Consider the following 721-nt stretch of genomic DNA (forward strand, 5'->3'; position numbering starts at 1 on the left):
TACTTACTCAACGTCTCGCACACGACGGCGGGGCCGGTCGTGTCCGACGCAGGGGTGAAGGCGTCGCGGAGCTGCTGGGCGGCGACCGCCGACGGCGCCAGGCCCAGCACGTCGCCGCCGGGGCGGCGCCACGCTTCGCTCAGCACGGCCAGCGCGGTCGGCTTGCCGCTGCCCGCCGGCGCGATGGCCAGCTGGAGACGCCGACCGGAGGTCGAAAGCTCGTGGACGAACGCCGCTTGGGGGGCGTTGAGGGGACGGTCAGTCGCGCGGGTTCTGGCGATCGCAGCGTGGACGACGCTCTCGGGGGCGGTTGCTCCGCCACGACGCTTCGCCGTCCTCAGCAATAGCCGCTCGGCCTCCACCACGGGACGCGATGTCAGCAGTCGCGAGTCGTGCTCGACATACACGCAGACACCGCCAGGCCTCTGGAGGGCTGGGGGAGTGGTCGACGCCTGGAGTAGAGGGTCAGGATCGTTCAGGGGCTCGCAGTGGTCTGCCACGGCACGGCTCACCACCCGACTCACCGCCTTGGCCATCAGATCGGGAGCGATGTCGTTGGCTCGAGCGTGGCGCCATGCCTCGGCGCGCAGGTGCCACACCTGCCAGACGGCGCGCTCTGCCTCCACGCGCTTCACCACGCGACGAGCGGTGGCATTGACCCAGCGTCGGCTCGGGCGGCGTGAGGCGCCAGGGTGGCCGATCGCGTCACTCACCATCGCAG

At 71.3% G+C, this 721-nt stretch carries 1 protein-coding gene; it reads right to left on the minus strand.

What is annotated here, in order from left to right; translation table 11 throughout:
* Positions 1-721 (minus strand): AAA family ATPase (locus INT12_RS30715; RefSeq protein ID WP_193059208.1); only part of this gene is annotated, 721 nt, incomplete at both ends.

Origin of the sequence: Pseudomonas sp. K8 (assembly GCF_014889455.1) — a bacterium.
Taxonomy (GTDB): domain Bacteria; phylum Pseudomonadota; class Gammaproteobacteria; order Pseudomonadales; family Pseudomonadaceae; genus Aquipseudomonas; species Aquipseudomonas veronii.